The 17,662-nt window shown below is 62.7% G+C and carries 14 protein-coding genes, 1 pseudogene and 1 riboswitch; of the genes and pseudogenes, 7 read left to right on the top strand and 8 right to left on the bottom strand.

All coding sequences use genetic code 11. The features are described 5' to 3' along the window. Position 1: 1 nt before the first annotated feature. Genes P9250_RS06005 through P9250_RS05980 form a run of 6 tightly spaced genes read right to left on the bottom strand, consistent with a single transcriptional unit; the run spans position 2 to position 6,532 of the window. A complete protein-coding gene (locus P9250_RS06005) occupies positions 2 to 1,021 on the bottom strand; it encodes a GntR family transcriptional regulator (RefSeq protein WP_244830962.1) in 1,020 nt (339 codons plus the stop codon). A gap of 56 nt (positions 1,022 to 1,077) precedes the next feature. Then, positions 1,078 to 2,073: an alpha/beta fold hydrolase gene (locus P9250_RS06000; RefSeq protein WP_310391738.1), complete on the bottom strand. Its 996-nt coding sequence runs from the start codon at positions 2,071 to 2,073 to the stop codon at positions 1,078 to 1,080. A 9-nt stretch (positions 2,074 to 2,082) separates the two neighbouring features. Further along, positions 2,083 to 3,192: a Zn-dependent alcohol dehydrogenase gene (locus tag P9250_RS05995; protein WP_310391736.1), complete on the bottom strand. Its 1,110-nt coding sequence runs from the start codon at positions 3,190 to 3,192 to the stop codon at positions 2,083 to 2,085. Between the two features lie 4 nt (positions 3,193 to 3,196). Further along, the gene (locus P9250_RS05990) at positions 3,197 to 4,033 is read right to left on the bottom strand and encodes a phytanoyl-CoA dioxygenase family protein (RefSeq protein ID WP_244830965.1); all 837 of its coding nucleotides are present in this window, start codon (positions 4,031 to 4,033) and stop codon (positions 3,197 to 3,199) included. Positions 4,034 to 4,059: 26 nt separating this feature from the next. After that, positions 4,060 to 5,253 carry an alpha-hydroxy acid oxidase gene (locus P9250_RS05985; RefSeq protein ID WP_244830966.1) on the bottom strand — a complete coding sequence of 398 codons (1,194 nt, stop codon included), beginning with the start codon at positions 5,251 to 5,253 and terminating at the stop codon, positions 4,060 to 4,062. 13 nt (positions 5,254 to 5,266) lie between these two features. Next, complete coding sequence (locus tag P9250_RS05980; protein WP_250494458.1) at positions 5,267 to 6,532, bottom strand: MFS transporter; 1,266 nt, start codon at positions 6,530 to 6,532, stop codon at positions 5,267 to 5,269. A 263-nt stretch (positions 6,533 to 6,795) separates the two neighbouring features. Between P9250_RS05980 and P9250_RS05975 the strand changes: the two genes are divergently transcribed. The 4 genes and pseudogenes from P9250_RS05975 to P9250_RS05960 all read left to right on the top strand — a co-directional run bounded on the left by P9250_RS05975 (position 6,796) and on the right by P9250_RS05960 (position 12,477). After that, complete coding sequence (locus P9250_RS05975; protein ID WP_244830968.1) at positions 6,796 to 7,986, top strand: GGDEF domain-containing protein; 1,191 nt, start codon at positions 6,796 to 6,798, stop codon at positions 7,984 to 7,986. Positions 7,987 to 8,409: 423 nt separating this feature from the next. Then, positions 8,410 to 8,859 (top strand): annotated as a pseudogene (locus P9250_RS05970) (GAF domain-containing protein); the annotation flags it as partial. A 190-nt stretch (positions 8,860 to 9,049) separates the two neighbouring features. Further along, complete coding sequence (locus tag P9250_RS05965; RefSeq protein ID WP_310391734.1) at positions 9,050 to 10,903, top strand: PAS domain S-box protein; 1,854 nt, start codon at positions 9,050 to 9,052, stop codon at positions 10,901 to 10,903. A gap of 197 nt (positions 10,904 to 11,100) precedes the next feature. Beyond that, positions 11,101 to 12,477 carry a CoA transferase gene (locus tag P9250_RS05960; protein ID WP_310391732.1) on the top strand — a complete coding sequence of 459 codons (1,377 nt, stop codon included), beginning with the start codon at positions 11,101 to 11,103 and terminating at the stop codon, positions 12,475 to 12,477. A gap of 48 nt (positions 12,478 to 12,525) precedes the next feature. On the opposite strand, the gene mntP is transcribed toward P9250_RS05960, so the two are convergent. Then, on the bottom strand, positions 12,526 to 13,095 hold the full coding sequence (gene mntP, locus P9250_RS05955) for a manganese efflux pump MntP (RefSeq protein ID WP_250469181.1): 570 nt from the start codon (positions 13,093 to 13,095) through the stop codon (positions 12,526 to 12,528). Between the two features lie 15 nt (positions 13,096 to 13,110). Then, positions 13,111 to 13,277: riboswitch (yybP-ykoY riboswitch) on the bottom strand. Positions 13,278 to 13,362: 85 nt separating this feature from the next. On the opposite strand from mntP, the gene P9250_RS05950 reads away from it, so the two are divergent. Further along, on the top strand, positions 13,363 to 13,809 hold the full coding sequence (locus tag P9250_RS05950; protein WP_250494454.1) for an ester cyclase: 447 nt from the start codon (positions 13,363 to 13,365) through the stop codon (positions 13,807 to 13,809). 665 nt (positions 13,810 to 14,474) lie between these two features. Further along, positions 14,475 to 15,374: a lipopolysaccharide biosynthesis protein gene (locus tag P9250_RS05945; protein ID WP_250494453.1), complete on the top strand. Its 900-nt coding sequence runs from the start codon at positions 14,475 to 14,477 to the stop codon at positions 15,372 to 15,374. A 6-nt stretch (positions 15,375 to 15,380) separates the two neighbouring features. Here the strand turns inward: P9250_RS05945 and P9250_RS05940 are convergent, their stop codons facing one another. Beyond that, positions 15,381 to 16,883 carry a PQQ-binding-like beta-propeller repeat protein gene (locus tag P9250_RS05940; RefSeq protein WP_250510936.1) on the bottom strand — a complete coding sequence of 501 codons (1,503 nt, stop codon included), beginning with the start codon at positions 16,881 to 16,883 and terminating at the stop codon, positions 15,381 to 15,383. A 554-nt stretch (positions 16,884 to 17,437) separates the two neighbouring features. Between P9250_RS05940 and P9250_RS05935 the strand changes: the two genes are divergently transcribed. Continuing rightward, positions 17,438 to 17,575 carry a hypothetical protein gene (locus P9250_RS05935; protein ID WP_244830975.1) on the top strand — a complete coding sequence of 46 codons (138 nt, stop codon included), beginning with the start codon at positions 17,438 to 17,440 and terminating at the stop codon, positions 17,573 to 17,575. Positions 17,576 to 17,662: the final 87 nt, after the last annotated feature.

Here is a 17,662-nt window from a genome sequence, read left to right as displayed (position 1 = left end):
ATCAGACGCTGCCGAGCGACGAAAGATACGGCGGAAGATCGGGCTGCCTCAAGCGCCGGATGATCTCGAAGCGCAGCATCCACCGTGTATCCGCTTCGCCGATGTGCTCCTGTAAGGTCTGCGCCGCGCGTTCGGGCTTGCCGGCGAGAATGTCGTCGATGATGCGCAGATGCTCCGTGAAGGCATCGCTGATGAGCTGATCGGGAATCTGCAGATACGGGTCGCTCAAATAGCGCGTCGGCACGAACAGCACATGCGTACGCTGCAGCGCAAACACGATCTCCTTATTCGGGCAATGCGCGAGCAGGTCGATATGCAGGTCTGTTTCCGCCATGTCCATTTCGGCGCCGCCGCGATGCGTGGCCTCGATCGCGCCGATGAGCCGCTCGCGCACGCCTTCGAGAAATTCGCGCGAAACAAGCGGCGCGGCATGCACCAGCGCGGTCGGTTCGAGCAAACGGCGCATTTCGAAGAGATGCCCAATACGCGCCTCGGTCACCTGTTCGGCAATCCAGTGTCCATTGCGGTCCTGCGACAGCGCGCCCACGCTATGCATGCGCGCCATGACGCCGCGCGCCACAGTGCGGCTCACGTCGAAGTACTGCGCCAGCGCTTCCTCGGTGATACGCACCGAGCCGAACAGCACGCGCGTACAAAGTTCGCGCTCCAGATCGGCATACATGCGCTGCCATTGCGGCTCGTTAGTGAGTTCGACCTTGTCGAGCACGGCCGCCTTGCCCGCGCGTTCCGCCGATGCCGTTCCCGCCACGCGATACCCGCGCCCCTCGCTCTCGACGATGATCTTGTCAGCGCACAACGCCGCAAGCGCAATACGCGCAGGCGAGCGGCTGATGCAAAAAGACTTCGCGACCTGCGCTTCGAGCAGCTTTTCTCCAGGCGCGATACGTCCGTCCTCGATCATCTCGCGCAACAGCCGGTAAGTGCGATGCTGGATGGAGCCGCCTGCATCAAGCGGCGGGGTATCGGCGGCATTCGTCGCGTAGGTGTTCAACTGGCTCATGTGTTCTTCGTGCAGATTCGATCGATGCTCAACCATACCCCAGCACGTATGCGCCGTCACCGCATGAATTCGGCGATGGCGTCGTTCAGCTGCGCCGCCGCCTGCGGGTCCGCTTCCGAGGCCATCATGTGCCCGCTCGTGCAGGGCAGCCGCAGCAAGGTCGCTTGCGGAATGTGCTCCGCGGCCCAGACGCCCGCTTCAACGGGATTGTAGAGATCGAGCGCGGGCACGCAGACGAGCGTGGGTGCCGCAATCGCGGCCAGCGCCTTTGCGGTGTCACCATCGAAGCCGGGGGTGGTGCCGACATCGTGGGTATCGTAGGCATGCGACTGCGCAATCCAGTCGAGCGGATCGGCGCGCTGCGTCGCCCACCATGCGGCGCGCGCATCGAGCCAGGCGTATGTGCCGCCCGCTTTCGCGGCGTCATCGGCGAAGCGTTCGGGCGTACGCATGGCGATGATCTGCATCACCGCGAGCCACGCGCTCCAGTCTCCGTTCGACTTAGAAAGCGCGCTGCGTCCCGCATGATTGATCGCCTGCGACCAGGGCGTGGTCTTCGCCATCGGCGTTAGCGCGACGAGCTTGCGCATGAAGCGCGGAAACGTCACGCCCCACTGCAACGCCTGCATGCCGCCCATCGACGCGCCGACCACGGCGGCCACTTCATCGATGCCGAGATGATCGAGCAGCGCCTTCTGGCTCTTCACCATGTCGCGGATGGTGAAGCGCGGAAAGCGCTCGCCGCCCTGGCTCAACGCATTGGAAGGCGAACTCGACAAGCCATTGCCGAGCGCATCCACGACGATGATGTTCACCCTTTGCGGGTCGAAGGCACGCGCCTCGCCGATCAGAAAGTCCAGCCGATGATGCGTGCTGCCGATCGCGCACAAGCCCAATACCACGGGCCGTGCGCGGTCGCCGATATCGCCGTGCACGACGTAGGACACGAGCAGATCGTCTATATGTTCGCCCGATTCCAGCGCGAAGCGCCCGAGCGTCGCGCTGCGATGCGGCGCGTCGATCCAGCCGGGTTGCATGTCGGGATGACGCATGACGTTCGCTCAGAATTCGATGACCGCGCGCAGCTCCGCGCCCGTGGCGAGCCTTTGCAAGCCGTCGTTGATATTGGCAAGCGCGATATGCGACGTCACGTACTCGTCGAGTTTCAGCGAGCCGTCGAGATACGCTTTGGCGAGCATCGGAAAGTCGCTGGCCGGGTTCGCGCCGCCGTAGCTCGAACGTACGATCTGTTTCTCGCCCATGAGGCTCGCCCAACGAAACGAGGCCTCTTCTTCCGCCGGCAGCTTGCCGAGCCACACGACATGCGCGCCGGGCCTTGCAAGCTCCACGCTTGTCCGCAGCGATGTGCGATTACCCGCAGCCTCGAATACGTAATCCGCGCCGCGTCCCTGGGTCAGATCGGCATGCGCGGCAGCGAGGTTGTCGTCGGCTGAAAGCGCGTGAGTGGCGCCGACCGCGCGCGCGAGATCGAGCTTGTCCGACGAGCGATCCACCGCGATGATGCGTGCCGCGCCCGCGAGCCGCGCGCCCTGCACCGCCGACAAGCCGACCGCGCCGCAGCCGATTACCGTCACGGTACTGCCCGGCTCGACCTTCGCGACATTCAGCGCCGCGCCCACGCCCGTCATCACGCCACAGCCGATGAGACACGCGCGGTCGAACGGCATCTCGTGGGGCACCTTCACCGCACACTCTTCCGACACCACGCACAACTCCGCGAAGCTGCCCGAATACATCAACTGATGCACGGGCGCGCCATCGTCGAGAAAGAGGCGAGGCGCGCCATCGAAATGGAACGACTGCGCCGCGTGATCGCGATACAGCTGGCAGAGAATCGAAAGCTTGCGCGCACAGTAAAAGCACGCGCCGCAATGAGGATTCCACGACGTGACGACATGGTCGCCCACCTTCACGCCGCGCACTGCGTTGCCCGCCCATTCGACGATACCCGCCGCTTCGTGCCCCGGCACGAACGGAAGCGGCGTGCGTAAGTCGCCGCGCACCGCTTCGAGATCGGTATGGCACAGGCTCGTCGCCTTCACGCGCACGATCACATCCGTGTCGGCCAGATTGCCGAGCGTGACGCGCCTGATCTGCAAGGGCTCGCCTTTACGCTCCAAGACCGCTGCTTCGAATTTCGTGTTCGTCATGCGTCTAGCGTCGTCCGGTTGCGGTTTGTCCCGCGCCCTTGTAGAGAATGTTCAGGTTGCGCTCGCCGATCTGCTGATGCAGCGCGACGAACGCCGGGTCCAGTTCCTCGGTCGGACGCGGCTCGTGCTCGAAGGTGTTGTACGTATCGATGCCGCGCACGAGCGTGGCGCTGTCCTCGCCTTCGAGCTGGCGCACATAAGTCGGGATATAGCGGATGGCATAGCCGATGCGCCGCTTGTCCGAATGGTTGGGCGGCGAGCCATGCACGATCCGCACATGATGAAGCGACATCTCGCCCGGCGCGAGTTCGATCGATACCGCCTGCGCTTCATCCACTTCCACCGCGACTTCCTGCCCGCGTGTGAGCAGATTGTGCTCGTTGAAGGTATCGCGATGCGGCATCTGATCGAGCAGATGCGTGCCCGGCACGACCTGCATCGCACCGTTCGAACGGTTGCTCTCCGAAAGCGCGACCCACGCGGTCACGACATCGGGCTTGGACAAACCCCAATACGTCGAGTCCTGATGCCACGACACGTAAGCCGGGTCGCGCGCGTTCTTGATGAAGAAGCTGCTTGCCCAGACCAGCAGATTCTCGCCGTAGAGATCGTCGATTGCATCGACTACCTTGTCGTTGCGCACGAGATCGTTGAGCCACGGAAACAGCAGATGGCTCTTTACGTTGAGCGCCTTCTTCGCGAACGAACTTTTCTCGTGCTCGAAGTCCTCCAGGCGCTTGCGCAGTTCGAGCGCGGTCTCTTCGGACATCACGCGAATGGGCGCGACATAGCCGTGTTGCTGGAAATGTTCAACCTGTTGCGGGGTCAATGCCTTCAGCATGATGCGAGTCTCCTTTTTTCCGTGATTCAAGCAACCTGCATGCGCACCGGTGTTTCCAGCGCGCCGCGCCCGCAGGTAAAGCCGCCTGAGCGCAATACGCGGCCGTCTATCGCGCGTGCATCAGTGACGCCTGCGAGGGCCATCGTCATATCGAGTTCATCGCGGATGATTTCGAGCGCACGTGTCACGCCCGCTTCACCTTCCGCGCCGAGTCCATACAGAAATGCGCGGCCTATGTACACGCCGCGCGCGCCGCAAGCGAGCGCTTTCAACACGTCTTGTCCCGAGCGGATGCCACCGTCCATGTGCAGTTCGATATCGCCATGCACGGCTTCTGCGATACGCGGCAGCATGGAAATGCTCGAAGGCGCGCCGTCCAGTTGACGCCCGCCATGATTCGAAACGATGAGCGCGTCCGCGCCGATATCGCGGGCAATGCGCGCGTCTTCCTCGTCGAGGATGCCCTTCAGGATGATCTTGCCGCCCCACTGCTTGCGCACCCAGTCGATGTCCTGCCACGTGAGCGTCGGGTCGAACTGCCGCGCGGCCCAGTCGGCCATTGACGCGATGCCCGTCACGCCCGGCGCATGTCCGACGATATTGCCGAAGGTGCGGCGCGGCGTGCCCAGCATGCCCGCACACCAGCGCGGATAGCGCGACAGATGCGCGAGGTTGCGCAGCGTGAGCTTTGGCGGCGCGGACAGACCGTTCCGTTTGTCCTTGTGGCGCTGGCCTTGAATCTGCAAGTCGAGCGTGAGGACGAGCGCGGAACACCCGGCAATTTTCGCGCGATAAATCAGGTCCGCAATGAAACCGCGGTCCTTCATCATGTAGAGCTGAAACCAAAAAGGCTTCTGCGTATGCGCGGCGACGTCCTCGATCGAGCAGATGCTGACCGTCGATAACGTGAACGGCACACCGAAGCGCGCGGCCGCGCGCGCCGCGAGAATCTCGCCATCCGCGCGTTGCATGCCGGCGATGCCGGTCGGTGCAATGGCGACCGGCATCGAAACGGGGATACCAGCCATCGTCGTCGTGAGATTGCGCTCGCTGAAATCCACGGCGACACGCTGCCGGAACTGCAGTTGCGCGAAGTCGTCACTGTTCGCGCGATACGTCGATTCGGTCCACGAACCGGCATCGACATAGTCGTAGAACATGCGCGGCACGCGCTTCCTGGCGGCGATGCGCAGTTCCTCGATGGTCGCGTAATGTCGCATGATTTTTTCGCCGTTACGCGAGTTCGGGTTGAAGCTGCAATTGAGGCTTGGGCGGTCTTACGAACACCGCGACGAAGATCGCGCCGAGCGCGGCGATCGCGCCGGTCAGCAAGAACGCGCTCTTGAAGTTGCCGGACCATTGCACGAGAAAACCCGTCAAGGCCGGCGCGACGATCCCCGCCAGATTGGCGATGAAGTGCACGAAACCGCCGACCGCGCCGACGCGCCGCTTTTCCACGGTATCGAGCACGATCGCGAAGTAGGTGTTGTACGACGCGTACATGAAGAAGACGGCGATGGCCATCAACGTGACCGCGCTCGTCAGGTCCGTCACCGTGCCTGTCACGCCGATGCACACCGCGCCCGCGCCCAGGCTCGTGATCAGCACGATCTTGCGCGCGAAGATGGCGCGGCCGGTCTTCTTGTAGATCCAGTCGCAGACCAGGCCGCCGACCACGAGGCCCGTCGCGCCGACCGCCCACGGAATCACGCTCACCACGGCCATCTTCTGGATGCTGAGGTGATGCGCCATCGTCAGATAGCTCGGGAACCACGACAGGAAGAAGTACAGGATGTAGGCGTAGCCGAAGAAGGCGAACGCGGTCGAAAGGATCGCTGGGCGCAGCAGGTAAGTGGACAGCGGCGCGGGGGAGCCATCGGCGGCGAGGGCCGCGTCGTCTTGCGCGAGGGCTTCGGCGGATTCCTCGATGGGCGTCGACGGCTTGTCCTTCGCCAGCAGCAACCACGCGAGCACCCAGAGCGTGCCGACCGCGCCGATGATCACGAACGACGTGCGCCAGCTCGTCGCCAGCGCGAGAAAGCCGACCACGGGCCCCGCGATCGCCGCGCCGACCGACTGTCCGGAATTCGCGATACCGATCATGCTCGCCTGCTGCCTGCGCGGAAACCAGTTCGACACGAGCTTGTTGATGTTGGCGCAGAGCGGCCCTTCACCCATGCCAAAGACAATGCGCACGAGCAACAGACTGACGATGCCGACCGCCGTTGCCGTCAATCCGCAAAAGAGCGACCAGACGAGCATGGAGACGGCGAGCACGGATTTCGGTCCCCATCGATCCGCCGAATAGCCGCCGACGAAACAGAAAATCGCGTAGCCCACGAAAAAACTGGAGAACACGATGCCGAGTTGCGCGGGATCGAGGTTGAGCTCGCGGGAAATGAGCGGCGCGGTGATCGATAACGCCGCCCGGTCGAGATAACTGATCGCTCCACCTACGAACAACAGACTTACGAGAGTCCAGCGCGCACGCGTCTCCATCGATGTCTCCTAATGAGGGCCTCGGTTTGCGCTGAAAACGTTCAGTGCATCCAATGTACATTCAGCGTAGTTGAGACAAGCGGGGCGTGTCAATGAAGGAGTTGCAGGGGTAAACCTTTACGGCTTCGATCGGTGGAGGCGGAACGCTTTGCGTCGAACGGCCGTCATCGGCGCCCTAAAGCTCCCCGCGCCCTCGCCGTTAACCGTTGTGATGGATGGCTTTTCGCCACTCCGGCCTTTGCCGATCCGCGCATCGCACCGACATGGACCAACTGACTGAGGTGTACACGCTGCCCCGCTTGCGGGCAGCCAAGTGGTTACTGCACGCGGGGCCGGACATCCCCCGCGCGATTCGCGTCGCCCTGGTCGGCAGTCTGTTCGGCACGCTGCCCATTTTCGCGGGCGGCGTGCTCAACACGATTCTCGTCGCCTGGGTGCTCACGCGCCGTCATCCGACCATCGCGTTTCATGTGTGGCTCGCGCTCGAAATCGCCGTGTGTTTCGTGCGGCTCGTCGTGCTCGTCCTTGCACGCCGCCGCGCGCGCGAACGGCGCGCCACGTTCACCGATCTCTACGTGCTGCTCGCGCCCATGTGGGGCGCGACGGTCGGCTACGGCGCCCTCGTCAGCGTGCTCTCCGGCGACTGGGTCGCGGCCACGCTCTCGTTTTTGTCGGCGGCCGCGATGGTCGGCGGCATCTGTTTTCGCAACTTCGGCGCGCCGCGTCTGGTCGCCGTGATGATCTTTCTGTCGCTCGGGCCGTGCTGCGTGGGCGCACTCCTGTCGGGCGAGCCGACGCTCTGGGTCACGTGCCTGCAGATTCCGTTTTATCTCTTCGCGATGAGCGCCGCCGCGTACCGCCTGAACGGCATGCTCGTCACGACGATGAAGGCCGAGCAGGAAAACGACCGTCGCGCGCGATACGACGAGCTCACCGGCCTGCTCAATCGCGCCGGTCTGTTCCGGGCGTTGCGCTCGCGCGTGCCAGGCAAGCGTTATCAGAACGATGAAAGCGCGTTGCTCTATCTCGATCTCGACGGCTTCAAGGCGATCAACGACGATCACGGCCACGAAATTGGCGACACGCTCCTCGCGCTCGTCGCGAAACGCTTGCGCCTGGTATCGGGCGAAGGCGCGCTGGTCGCGCGCCTGGGCGGCGACGAATTCGTGATCGTGACGCCGCCCGAAGCCGACCCGCCGGCACTCGCCGATACGCTCGTGCGCGAACTGTCGAAGCCATTCATGGCGAACGACGGGATGGCGCTTGGGATCGGCGTGAGTATCGGCATTGCGAAGTTCAGCGACGACGACCGCGAACTCGACGGCGTGTTGCGCGACGCCGACAACGCGCTCTACGAAGCCAAGCGCGCGGGCAAGAATCGTTGGGTGGCGGCAGAACGCTGGTTCAAGGCGGCGCGGCCATCAGGCATTCGTCCGGCGGCGCGGACTGCATGAGCCCGAAGCCCGAAGCCCGAAGCCCGAAGCCTGAAGCCCGAAGCCCGAAGCCCGAAGCCCGAAGCCCGAAGCCCGAAGCCCGAAGCCCGAAGCCCGAAGCCCGAAGCCAAAATTTACCGGCTTCTGACGAAGGCAAGTAAATCGGTATTCGAAGATCGCTGTTTTTACCGCTGAAGCTATAAAGAATATTGTTTTTCAATCGGTCCGGCGTTTAAAAGGCATGCATGACTTGCATCCGAAAGGCGGGTTTCGCCGTATCGACTCCTAATCGATTCAGCTACGCCTTACAAGCGGAGTCAAAATTTCCTCTCCTCGCAAACGTTTGCGCAGGATTTTGTGTTTCAATACCAAAATAAAATATCGGCTGCGCTTTTCGATATTTCCGCGATTACAATTCGCGATCCGTCGATTGGAACAAGAGCTATGCACTCGCAATTCGAGGCTTCGACTCCGAACATGAAATCAAAGGCGGAACATAACCGTCAGGCGCACTTTCAGCGCTGGTTCGCTATTTTTGCAAGTCTCGCCCATTCCCGGCTGCCGCTTCCCGCTTATCTGCAAAGAGTCACGGATACCTTGAGGGAAGTTGCCGGCGTGGCGTCCGCGGTTGTCGAGTGGATCGAAGGCGATCAGCTCGTCTATTGCGCGGCGAGCGGAGTCGCCGCGAAAAGCGTCGGCACGCGTCTGCCGACCGCGGGCAGTCTTTCGGGCTTGTGCATCACGCGGCAACAAGCGCTCATCAGCCGCAATACGGCGAATGATCATCGCGTGGATCGTGCTGCATGCGAAGCCGTCGGCGCTGTATCCATGGTGGTCGCGCCGGTCATTTACGAAGGCCGGTCGGTCGCGGTGCTGAAACTCATTTCAAGCGAAGCCGATTACTTCAGCCAAAGCGATATCTCCATTCTCAACGCGTTTTGCGCGTGCATTGCGGAAACCTTTGCACGCGAGGAAATCGCGCAGGAGAACCGCAAACTCCTGCAAGAGAATCAAAGCGTAAATGCGGACCTGACGGTCGAATTGTCGTTACGTATCGAATACGAAAAAAAAGCTTGCCGATGCCATGCGTCGTCGCCGCACCGTGCTCGACAACGCGCATATTGCGTTCGTCGCCATGGACGAAGCCGGCATGGTCGTGGACTGGAACGAGGCCGCAACCAGCCTCTTCGGCTGGCGCGCGCAAGAGGCGCTCGACCGCGAACTCGCGCAGCTCATCGTGCCGGAGCGTTATCGCGATGCGCATCGCGCCGGTCTCACGCGCTATCTCGCCACCGGCGAGGCGCGCATGATGAATACGCGCGTGGAACTGCATGCGCTGCGCCGCGACGGCAGCGAATTCGCCGCCGAGCTGACCATCAGCGAAGTGTGGTTCGACGGGCAGCGGCAGTTCGCGTGCTTCATTCACGACATCACGGATCGCCGCCGCGCGACGGAAGCGGACGAACGCCTGCGGCTCCTCATCCATTCGGTGAGCGACTACGCGATCTGCATGCTCGACCACGACGGCATCATCCGTTCGTGGAACGACGGCGCGCGCGCGCTCTACGGCTTCACCGCGCAAGAAGCGATCGGCCGGCATTTCGCGCTCTTCTATCTGTCGGACGAACAGGGCCGCGACCGTCCTGGCGACGACTTGCGTCTCGCGGCGGAACGCGGCCGCACGGAACACGAGGACTGGCGCACGCGCAAGGACGGCTCGGAGTTCTGGGCGCACGTCATTCTGAGCGCGCTGGCCGCCGCCGATGGCCGCGAAAAAGGCTTCGTCGCCATCACGCGCGACATGACCGCGCGCAGGCGTTTGGAAGAACTCGAGGCGTCGAGCCGCCGCATGAACGAGTTTCTCGCGTTGCTCGGCCATGAACTGCGCAATCCGCTCGCGCCCATTCGCAACGCGGTGAGCATTCTCAAACTGAAGGCTTCCGACGATGCCGATGTCATTCGCAGCCGCCATATCGTCGACCGGCAGCTCGCGCATCTGACCAAGCTGGTGGACGATCTGCTCGAAGCGGGCCGCGTGAGTTCCGGCAAGATCCGGCTCGCGACCGAGACCGTGGATATCGCCGATGTCGTGCACCTGAGCGTCGAAGCGAGTCAACCGCTTTTCGAGGCGCGCGGGCAGCGGCTCGACGTGGACGACAGCGGCCAGCGCCTCTTCGTCAATGGCGACCCGACGCGGCTCGTGCAAGCGCTCAATAACCTACTCAACAACGCGGCGAAATTCAGTCCGCCCGAGTCGACCATCCGGCTGGAAATCGGTCCACGCGGCGGCGCGGCGCTTCTGCGCGTGACGGATCAGGGTCGCGGCATTTCCGCCGATGCGCTCGCCTCCGTGTTCGATCTTTTCGTGCAGGAGCATGCGCCGGGCGCGCATCCGGATGAAGGCGGGCTTGGCATCGGCCTCACGCTGGTTCGAGCGATCGCCGAATTGCATGGCGGCCACGTCGAGGCCAAGAGCGGCGGCACTGGCAAGGGCAGCGCGTTCAGCTTGTGGCTGCCGCTCGCGCAACCGCCCACGCAGGGCATCATGCCGCCTTCCGCGCCGAATGCGGTGGCGAGCCGTCAGCTCGACGTGCTCGTCGTCGACGACAATCGCGACTCGGCCGACAGCATGACCTTGCTCGTCGATATGCTCGGTCACGCGGCGCGCGCGGCGTATGACGGCCCGGAAGCGCTGGCATCGTTCGGGACGACGCGTCCGCAAGTCGTGCTGCTCGATCTATCGATGCCGGGCATGACGGGCTTCGACGTCATTCGTCAGATGCGCGATGAAGGCAAGCGTGTGATCGTCGCCGCAATGACGGGTCTTGGTTCCGACGAAGACATGGCGCGCACGCGGGCGGCCGGGTTCGACGCACATTTGGTCAAGCCGGTGGATTTGCCTGAGCTGGAGCGCGTGTTGGCGATGGCGGGGAAGTGAAGGTGTGCGGGCGGTTGGCGTTGGGCATCCTGCGGGCCTATGCCAAGCGTTGAGCCGTCGGCGTCAAGTCGCGACCGCCTGCGCCGCCTCGCGGACCACTTTTTCCGCTGATCCACGCGCTTTAGACAAGCGCAACGTGCGCGCTCAACCAATCGGCGCGACAATGCGTCATCGCTGACCCGCGCGCACTCATCGCCATGACTTCTTTCGCAACGCTTACGAATCTCTGGCAACTCGCCGGCCTTCCCGACGATGCCCTCCACCTCGTCGATCTACCCGGACACGACCCGGTGTTCCCGTCATCCTTCGCCGTGGGCGAAGCGGCGCAATCGACCATCGCGGCGGCAGCGCTCGCGGCCTCCGAGTTGGCTCATGCGCGCGGCGTCGACCGCCAGCGCGCGAGCGTCGACATGACGCACGCGGCCGTCGAATGCACCGACTGGTTCACGGTCGATGGTGCCGAACCCGAGACCTGGGGTGAATTCTCGGGCCTCTACCGCACGGCCGATGGCTACGTGCGCATACACGCAAACTTCGAGCATCATCAGGATGGCGCGTTGCGCGTGCTGGGTCTCGACCCGCACAGCGCCACGCGCGCCGATGCCGAACGCGCGCTGCTCGAATGGCGCGCGAACGATTACGAAACCGCGTGCGCCGAACGCGGCCTCGTCGTGACGATGCTGCGCAGCTTCGAAGAATGGGATGCGACGCCGCAAGCCAAAGCCATCGCCGCGCAGCCGTTGCTGAAAATCACGCGTATCGGCGACGCCGCGCCTCTCGCGCTGCCCGCGCTCGACAATGACGCGCGCCCGCTGACCGATATCCGCGTGCTGGACGTCACGCGCATCCTTGCCGGTCCCACGGGCGGTCGAGCGCTCGCCTCGTTCGGCGCGGACGTGATGCTCGTGAATTCGCCGCATCTGCCGAACATTCCCGCTATCGCCGAGACGAGTCGCGGCAAGCGCTCCGCGCATCTCGACCTGCGCACGGAAGACGGTCGCGCGACGCTGTGGCGGCTGATCGATGAGGCGCATGTCTTCTCGCAAGGCTATCGGCCGGGCGGGATCGCCGAGCTTGGCTTCGGGCCCGAGGCGCTGGTGGCGCGGCAGCCGGGCATCGTGTACGTGTCCTTGTCGGCTTATGGCACGGAAGGTCCGTGGGCGGATCGGCGTGGCTTCGATTCGCTCGTGCAGACCGCGATAGGCTTCAACGCCGCCGAAGGCGAAGCGCAGGGCGATGGCAAACCGCGAGCGCTGCCCATGCAGATGCTCGACATGGCGAGCGGCTTTCTGATGGCATTCGGCGCGGCCGCCGCGCTATGGAAGCAACAAACGGAAGGCGGTAGCTGGCACGTGGAGGTTTCGCTCGCACAGACGGGACACTGGCTGCGCGGGCTTGGACGTATCGACGGAGGGTTGAAGACGGCGCGGCCGGACATCGCCGCATACACCGAGGAAAGCAAATCGGGTTTCGGCATGCTGCGCGCGGTCACGCCGAGCGCGCGCTTCGAGCGCACGCCGGCGGGTTACGCGAGGCCATCGGTGCCGCCGGGAACGGATGAGGCGAAGTGGTGAGTTCGTGGCTTGGGCGGCGCTTTCTAACGCGACACGCAGAACTTCGCATCAACTCAAGTAACCCAGATGCTCCGCAAGGATCACGCTGCCCACGCCGATGAGAATCAGCCCGCCCAAGATCTCCGCGCGCTTGCCGATAGTCGCGCCGACCAGCCGTCCGACCATCACGCCGATGGTCACCATGAGCATGGTTGCGAAGCCGATGGTCGCGGCGGTCGAGAAGATATCGACGTCGATGAACGCGAGGCCCGCGCCGACCGCCATCGCGTCGATGCTGGTGGCAAAGCCCGTGACGGCGAGCACCCAGAAGGAATGTGAATTGGGCTTCTCTTCTTCGTGAGCCGATTTGCTTAAGCCTTCGCGGATCATGCGCGCGCCGAGCACGAAAAGCAGGCCGAAAGCGATCCAGTGGTCCCACGCGGTGACGTATTGCGCGGCGGCGCGGCCGAGCGCCCACCCGACGAGCGGTGTGAGCGCCTCGATTACGCCGAAGATGACTCCCGCCTTGAGCGCCTCGCCGATGCGCGGTTTATGCAGGCTCGCGCCTTTGCCCACGGCGGCGGCGAAGGCGTCGGTGGACATGGCGAAAGCAAGGAATACGGTGGAAGCGAGGTTCATCGAGTAGCGCTCTGGTCTGGTCGGGCAAGCACAAGGACAGAAGGCGCGCCCGACCGGAAGCGCATTCTGTCGATGGTCTTGCCAACCTGTGACGGCTGCCCATGCCACGGTCGAAAGACCGAGCGTGTTGACATGGGCGCTTTCCCGGGCGGGAAAGCCGGCTACTCCCCAACGAAGAAATGCGAGCTTAACACGACAGATCACCCGATCCGGACCATTGGGTTAAAGTGGGTTGCAACGCCGCATCCCTAACGCTCAGGAGGCACCATGGAGGCAGAACACATCACCCAGTCAGAAGCCCGCGCGGCCGTCGAGCGTCTTTACGCCGCCTTCGCGCAAAAGGACGTGAACTTGCTGCGCCAAGCCGTGACGTCGGACTGGGAATATCTGCCTGAGCCGGCAGGCTTCAAAGCCGGTCCCGACCAGATGATCCCCATCTTCGCGGAGATGGCGGCTGCGCTGCCTGACATGCGCATCGAGATTCTAGACATGCTCACGCAGGACAATCGCGTCGGCGTGCGCGCGGAGGTGAGCGGTACGCAGTCCGGTCCGTTGATGGGCATCGCGGCGACATCGAAGCCGGTTCGGTTTGCCATTCACTCGTTCCATGAGATACGCGATGACCGTGTGTCGAAGACGTGGCATCTGGAAGACTGGTTGAGCGTGTTTCGGCAAATTGGCGAAGTGCCGCGCGATATTGGATCGGATGCGTAATTCGAGAACGCGCGAAGTCGATTGAAACGACAAAGGTCAGAAGCATACGTCGTTTATCATTCTCTCCAACACGTCGTGGGCGGCGCGTCGCGAATTTTCTATTTTCAAATGCGCCGCGCATTGCCCGCTGACTATTCAGCTTTAATTTTTCCGACCAAATAAATCTCGCAACGCGTTTCCTTCTGAAGCCTGAATCGCTGTCGCCATTAAGATTACATCCTCCGCTCTTCGATTATCTCGCAAAGATAAGCGCGGCTCGTGAAAGTGACGCGATTAAGTCTTGATTATCCCGTCTGTCACCGTCTATATTTCTCGACGCACCGCGCCATTTCCATCGGCAAAAGGCGCGGCCCCGCTTGCGCTTCGCGTTATCAGCATCGCGCTATTCACCTGTCTTCGCGTCCGCGAATGAATTTAATTTTCCGCGACATAGGCGAGCACACGTCATCGGCTTGTTTTGGATTATGCAAATCGCTCATCGCTTAATTCGTTTTTGCAGAAACACAAAACCGGTTTTGCCTGCGATCTTTTCAGCAAGTCTGTTATTAACCGCTTGCGGTGGTTCGGACAGCGCTAACGTGCCATCGAGCGTCGATAATTCACGCTATCGTCATCACGCCGCGTCCGCCGCCATAAATCCCGTCGCCAGCGATTTATTCTACGGAATGAACGGTCACAACAGTTATGGCGATGTCTATTATCTCGCTGGCGCCGCCAGACAATTAGCGCAGCTTCAGGATCTCGGCATCAAACTGTATCGCAACGAGGTGTATAGCAAATCAACCGCCATGCGTCTCGCCAATGTAGCCAACGCGCTGGCCGCCGGTGGGGTCACGGTGTACCCGGTGATCTTGATGGGAATCGATTTCGCCGATGAAGACTCCGCGTATCAATCGGCCTATGCGCTCGCGCGCGACGTCGTGAGTGTGCAGCGTTACGCCTACTACGAAGTGACCAACGAACTCGGCTCGGCAACGGTCGCCGGATGGGTGGACGGCGTGCGGCCCACGGACTTCGACAACCAAAAGTTCCAGATTGCGCGTGGCGTCATCCGAGGCATGATCGCCGGCATTAAGTCGATGGACCCGTCGGGCAAGATCGTCATGGGCGGCAATGCGTGGATGCAATACGGCTTCGTGACGATGCTCGCGAACGGCACACAGCCGGACGGTTCGGGCGGGCATCCCATCGTGACGTGGGATATCACGGCATGGCACTGGTACTCCGACCAGGGCAACATCGAGCACGCGTGCGGCGGCACGGGTTGCTACAACGTCATCGGCGCGCTTGCCCGGTTCGGCAAGCCGGTATGGATCAATGAAATGGGCGTGCGGCCCGACTTCGGCACCGATCAGCAAGCGGCCGCCTTCCTCGCCAACGACATGCTCGGCGGCCTGAGAGCGATCGCGGTGCGCTACGACATCGAATCCTTGCAGATCTACCAGCTCTACGACGATCCGCCAGGCGGCGAGGGACCTTACGGCGTGATCCTCGACGACGGCCAGACGCCCAAGCCCGCCTACGCCGCCGTAAAGCAATTCATCGCCACCAATCCGCGTCCATGACAGGCATCACCGCAAACCGAACACGCCCACGCCGTTGCGCGTCCCCACATAGACCTTGCCGTTCGCGATCATCGGCGTAATGAACTTGTTGCCCTGCCCGAACTGATCGCGCGCGCCCGCCGCCTGGTTGCTGTTGTAAAGCTCGCGCGCGAGATTGCTGGCGTCGTAGGCGTGCAGCACGGCGATGGTGCCATTCTCCACCGCCCACACGATGCCGTTCGCCGCGCCGTTCGCAGACACGCTCGGTGTGGCGCCCGGCGAGCCGAAACTGTTCGCGGTCTGGCTCGTCGGCGTCGTGGACAAGGCGGCGTTCGCGATGCCGAACGCCTTGATGCTGTCGCCAATCGAGCCGAAATAAACGGTGTTGTTGAAGTACGCGGGCATGGCGAACATCGGGCCGCGAATCTGCCCGACGATCTCCTGATAGATGTGATCCGCATTCGAATCGAACTTGCCCATCGCGTCGCGATTGACCACGTAGATCGTCGATGTCTTGCCCGCGCCGAGCGCGAGATGATGCGTCGTGCCGCCCGCATCGACGAGATCGGGCAATACGAGCGCGCCGCCCGAACCCAGATCTTCATCGGCTGCCGATTCGTTCACCGTGTTCGACGGCTGGAAATAATCAGTGACGGCGAGGGCGGGCGAAGTCCCGAGTTTCAGAAAGCCGTTGCCGAAATTGCCATGAATCGGCATGCCGTTGCCGTCGAGCGTGGCGTCGAAAGTGCCGTTGGCATCGAGGAAATAGATTGACGTGCCGTCCGACGCGAGGCCCGCGCCGCTCATCCAGATCGCGCCCATCTGGCCGTTCGGCGTGAGATTGAGCACGTTTGCCTGCTGCAGCGTGCTGGCGTTATAGCCGATCACCCAACCGGTGTACGGCATGATGTCGCAATGCGATGTCCACGCGGTATAGACCACGCCGTTTTGCAGCAACAGCGAAGCGCGCTCGGCGTACTGGCCGGGATCGAAGCTCACGCGGCCATTCGCGCTGCCCGCGCCCGTGCCGGGATACGACGCGGCAATTTCGGTCGGACCGTTGAAAAGTTCCGCGCCTGTCGTGATGTCGAGCGCGTGAATGCGCTGGTGATACTTGCCCGACGTGTCTTTCGACATGCCGACCACGTAGATCGCGCCATTCGGGCCGCGCGTGCGGTCGATGACCGGCGTCGCCGTAATGCCGATAGTCGGCGTGATCTGGCCGCAGCCATGGTCGTCGCTCGGTGTTTCGCCTGCGCCTAACGTCGACGATTTCCACAGAATCGCGCCGGTGTCGGCGTCGAACGCGTAGACACTGGCGTTTTCGGTGGCGACGTAGAGCACGTTGTGCGTGCCGCCCGCGATTGCCACGCTCGTCAAGAAGAGCGGTTCCGCGTCCACGGGTCCGTCCGCCGCAAGCACGTTGAGCTTGCCGAAGGTCGTCGAATTGACGTTCGCGGGCGTGAGCTTCGTTTCCGCGAGTTGCTGGCCCGTGCGGCCGATGTCGTTGTGATAGGTCGCAACGTCCATCGGATGGGCGACAGGGGTAACGACGGTGCCCCCGCCCGCTCCGCCCGAAGACCCCGAAGACCCCGAAGACCCCGAAGCGCCTGAAGCGCCTGAAGCGCCCGATGCGCCGGAAGGGCTCGATGCGCCCGCGGGACTCGACGCGCCTGACGGAGTCGACGCCGCCGACGGACTAGAAGCCGCTGACGGATTCGACGCCGGCGCGCTGCTGCCCGCCGCCGGAGTCGAACTGGACCCGCCTCCCCCGCTGCATCCGCCAATGATGGCCGACACGATTACTGCGCTACACAGCCACGGCAACGCGCCGGCACGGCTCGAGCGATCCCCTTTCATACATCCTCCCTTCTGGAAGAACGGCGTAATCAGTCGGTTTTGCCCTGCATTGGAGCAATTTGGATTCCACTTCCATCACATGCGGCCTGTGCCCTTTAGCTTGCACGCAAACCACACTTTTGGAAATATTGAAAGCAACTTGTTGCACTGCGTCACAACATGCTAATATAGGGTTATTACCTAGTTAGTTACCCTAGGTCGTTCATTTTTAAGGGAGTTTAGCCATGGCCGTCATCGCCGTTACCTCAAGTTCGTTTGTTTTCGCCATTGCCAAGACCGTGCGCGCCGCTTTTCTGGACGCGCTCAAGACACGCGCAAAAGTCAGCAAGCTGATGGCCGATGCCTATCGGCGCGCGGCTTGAGTCGCTCCACACGCGGCGGCGATCATGCTGTCGCGCAGGTTGAAAAAGGAACGGCGGGCAATTGCCCGCCGTTCCTTTTTTTTCGCT

The organism is Caballeronia sp. LP006, assembly GCF_031450995.1.
Lineage (GTDB): Bacteria > Pseudomonadota > Gammaproteobacteria > Burkholderiales > Burkholderiaceae > Caballeronia.
Note: the sequence above shows the minus strand (reverse complement) of the source record. Positions and strands in the feature narration are given on the sequence as shown.